The sequence below is a fragment of the Acinetobacter sp. C15 genome (assembly GCF_013420645.1).
Lineage (GTDB): Bacteria > Pseudomonadota > Gammaproteobacteria > Pseudomonadales > Moraxellaceae > Acinetobacter > Acinetobacter indicus.
In genome coordinates this window covers 1-2,467 of sequence record NZ_VOXR01000098.1, presented here as the reverse complement: position 1 = coordinate 2,467, position 2,467 = coordinate 1, and the positions used below count along the sequence as shown (strand labels likewise).

4 protein-coding genes and 2 pseudogenes are annotated in these 2,467 nt (G+C 40.3%); 2 read left to right on the top strand and 4 right to left on the bottom strand.

The window, feature by feature from the left end:
- Nucleotides 1-106: 106 nt before the first annotated feature.
- Together FTT63_RS15195 and FTT63_RS15190 are read right to left on the bottom strand one after the other, a co-directional pair.
- Nucleotides 107-295 carry a hypothetical protein gene (locus FTT63_RS15195; RefSeq protein ID WP_180192463.1) on the bottom strand — a complete coding sequence of 63 codons (189 nt, stop codon included), beginning with the start codon at nt 293-295 and terminating at the stop codon, nt 107-109.
- Nucleotides 295-576 carry a type II toxin-antitoxin system RelB/DinJ family antitoxin gene (locus FTT63_RS15190; RefSeq protein WP_127800960.1) on the bottom strand — a complete coding sequence of 94 codons (282 nt, stop codon included), beginning with the start codon at nt 574-576 and terminating at the stop codon, nt 295-297. The genes FTT63_RS15195 and FTT63_RS15190 overlap by 1 nt, the downstream gene beginning before the upstream one ends.
- A gap of 156 nt (nt 577-732) precedes the next feature.
- On the opposite strand from FTT63_RS15190, the gene FTT63_RS15185 reads away from it, so the two are divergent.
- Together FTT63_RS15185 and tnpB are read left to right on the top strand one after the other, a co-directional pair.
- Complete coding sequence (locus FTT63_RS15185; RefSeq protein ID WP_163143575.1) at nt 733-1,116, top strand: transposase; 384 nt, start codon at nt 733-735, stop codon at nt 1,114-1,116.
- Nucleotides 1,113-1,448, top strand: coding sequence for an IS66 family insertion sequence element accessory protein TnpB (gene tnpB, locus FTT63_RS15180; protein WP_004780063.1), 336 nt, complete (start codon nt 1,113-1,115; stop codon nt 1,446-1,448). Before FTT63_RS15185 ends, tnpB begins: the two co-directional genes overlap by 4 nt.
- A gap of 248 nt (nt 1,449-1,696) precedes the next feature.
- Here tnpB and istB read toward each other — a convergent pair.
- Both istB and FTT63_RS15170 read right to left on the bottom strand, forming a co-directional pair.
- Nucleotides 1,697-1,951, bottom strand: a pseudogene (gene istB / locus FTT63_RS15175) (IS21-like element ISAba8 family helper ATPase IstB); the annotation flags it as partial.
- Nucleotides 1,952-2,004: 53 nt separating this feature from the next.
- Nucleotides 2,005-2,345: pseudogene (locus tag FTT63_RS15170) on the bottom strand (transposase); the annotation flags it as partial.
- Nucleotides 2,346-2,467 lie beyond the last annotated feature (122 nt).

Here is a 2,467-nt window from a genome sequence, read left to right as displayed (position 1 = left end):
TTGTTCCATTTTAGAGATTTGTTTAAGATAAGATATAACTCATTGAGATGTGTCATAGTATTCGTCGTTAGAAAACAATTATTGTGACATTATTTCAATGAGTTATCTATTTTTGTCGTGTACAGAGAATTTCAATATATTTACGTTTAATAAAATCAGATTTATTGTCATATTGACTGCTTAAACGGAATACGATGTAGTCTTTTTTTGTTTGTCGAATATATAAAACAGGGCGAGTTTTGCCATCTACTATATCTGTCAAACCAACATAAGCCCAATACAAATCCTGTGCCATTAGTACCCACCATCATCGTTTAAAAATGCTTGAGCAGATTTTGTATTAGATACTTTTACACTTGGGATATTATGGCTAAGAGCTATGAGCTGTGCTGTATTAAAATCATCATCACTTATTTGATTGCTTACAGGGATTCGACCTGTTTTGGCTATTTCAGCCATGACCATACTAAAAACAGATGCAGGGGTTAGCCCAACTTTTTTAATAATGTACTCTGCTGATTCAGAAATAGCCTCATCCACAGAATATTGAACTCTCTTTTTTATTAGCTTAGACATTTAACACCTCTCAATCTTGTTAAGGCCATTTAATGCCATAAAATGGTACAAGGCAAGTGAGTAGTAAGTGGTAAGCATCCGGCTAACACAGCCTTACCAAGCGATCCTATAAGCCTTAATTTAGTTCCCACCTAAAAACAAGTGGGGACTTAATCCATGAACATGGATATATATTCAGCAACACCTCCTGTTGCTAAAAAACGCAGAACATACAGCAAAGAATTCAAACTCAGTATTGTCAATGCCTGTAAAAATCCTAATACCTCGATCGCTTCGGTCGCACTGCAACATAGTATTAATGCCAACCTTGTCAGTCGTTGGATCAGGATCTTCAGCCATCATGATGGTGCCGTGCAGGATCCTACTCATGTGAATCCAGCATTTATTGCTTTGCCTTACACTGCTGCAATCAGCCAACCTATTGATGAGAGGATCACGTTGTGTATCACCGTGCCTCATACGAATAATGATATTCAGCTAAAATGGCAGACATCAGAAATACCTGTCTTGGCAGAATTACTCAAGGCACTTGCAACATGATCCGCATTGATGAAATCTGGTTGTCTACTCAGCCCATGGACATGCGTGCAGGTATGGATACGACCATGGCTCAGGTGGTGAGAGCCTTTGGCTACATCAAACCGCATTGTGCTTACCTGTTCTGTAATAAACGTGGCCATCGCATGAAAGTGTTGGTACATGATGGATTGGGCATCTGGCTGTGTGCCCGGCGGCTGGAACAGGGCAAATTTCACTGGGCTCAAGTTCACCAAGGTGAAACCGTGGCCCTCAGCCCGGAACAGTTACAGGCACTGATCCAAGGTTTGCCCTGGCAGAGAATTGGATTGCAGCAAGTGGTGAATATGCTCTAAACCAAGCTCGACCATTCTGCCATCCTCCAAACGTTCTATTTCATTCTTCTCATGACCTCAGGCATACTGCGGTCATGAATACGCTGCCTGACTTAAGCCAACTGACCCATGAACAACTGCTGGAATTCACCAGACTGAACCGTACCAGGTTTGTCGGAGACTTTTTATTTAAGTTGTCAACGGCATTCTAAAATTGACCCCTTTCACCTTACAAATGGCAAAGTAAAATTGACCCCTTTGATCTCGTATTAAATTTCAACCTGGGGCTGAATCCCAATTCTTTTTTTATCCTTCAAACGATAACTCTCACCCGATATTTGTACCACATGACAGTGATGCAATAACCGATCTAACATCGCAGCGGTCAACGTGACATCATCTGCAAAGGATTTGGACCACTGGCTAAAGGGTAAGTTACTCGTCAATATCGTACTGCCTTTTTCATAACGCTTGGCAATCACGTTAAAGAACAGATTCGCTTCTTCACGTCCAAACGGTAAATAAAGAGATGGATCCGGAAATTTGAACAACTTCTATAAGTGATATTCCGCTCTAGTTAAGCCACCTTGTTTTGTTGGGGTAGCTGATCATAGTAAAACTCATTGGGTGTCATTTTGTCTAGACTCGAATGAGGTCGTTTCAAATTATAAAACTTGAAATATGCACTCAATTGCTTTTTTGCATCTGTGACACTGCTATAAGCTTTGAGATACACCTCTTCATATTTAACGCTCCGCCATAATCGTTCAACCATCACATTATCAATCTATGAGCAGTATACTGCGCAAGTTTACCATCCATACTGATTTGAATGCCATTTGATTTCAATACATCAATAAATGCATCACTCGTGAACTGACTGCCTTTGTCTGTATTAAATATTTCAGGTGATCGGTAATCCTCCCATAAATAACCGAAGTTAAAAGTAGAGGTTAAGCAGCCATTAGAGGTGGCTTTCCTTTGTTAGCTTGATGTGGTCTTTCATGGTTGTAATGCCACAACCAGTTTGTTGCATAATC

Bases quoted from the DNA above. Each gene is read 5' to 3' on its own strand.
- FTT63_RS15195 (WP_180192463.1), bottom strand. From the start codon at position 295: ATGGCACAGGATTTGTATTGGGCTTATGTTGGTTTGACAGATATAGTA.
- FTT63_RS15190 (WP_127800960.1), bottom strand. From the start codon at position 576: ATGTCTAAGCTAATAAAAAAGAGAGTTCAATATTCTGTGGATGAGGCT.
- FTT63_RS15185 (WP_163143575.1), top strand. From the start codon at position 733: ATGAACATGGATATATATTCAGCAACACCTCCTGTTGCTAAAAAACGC.
- tnpB (WP_004780063.1), top strand. From the start codon at position 1,113: ATGATCCGCATTGATGAAATCTGGTTGTCTACTCAGCCCATGGACATG.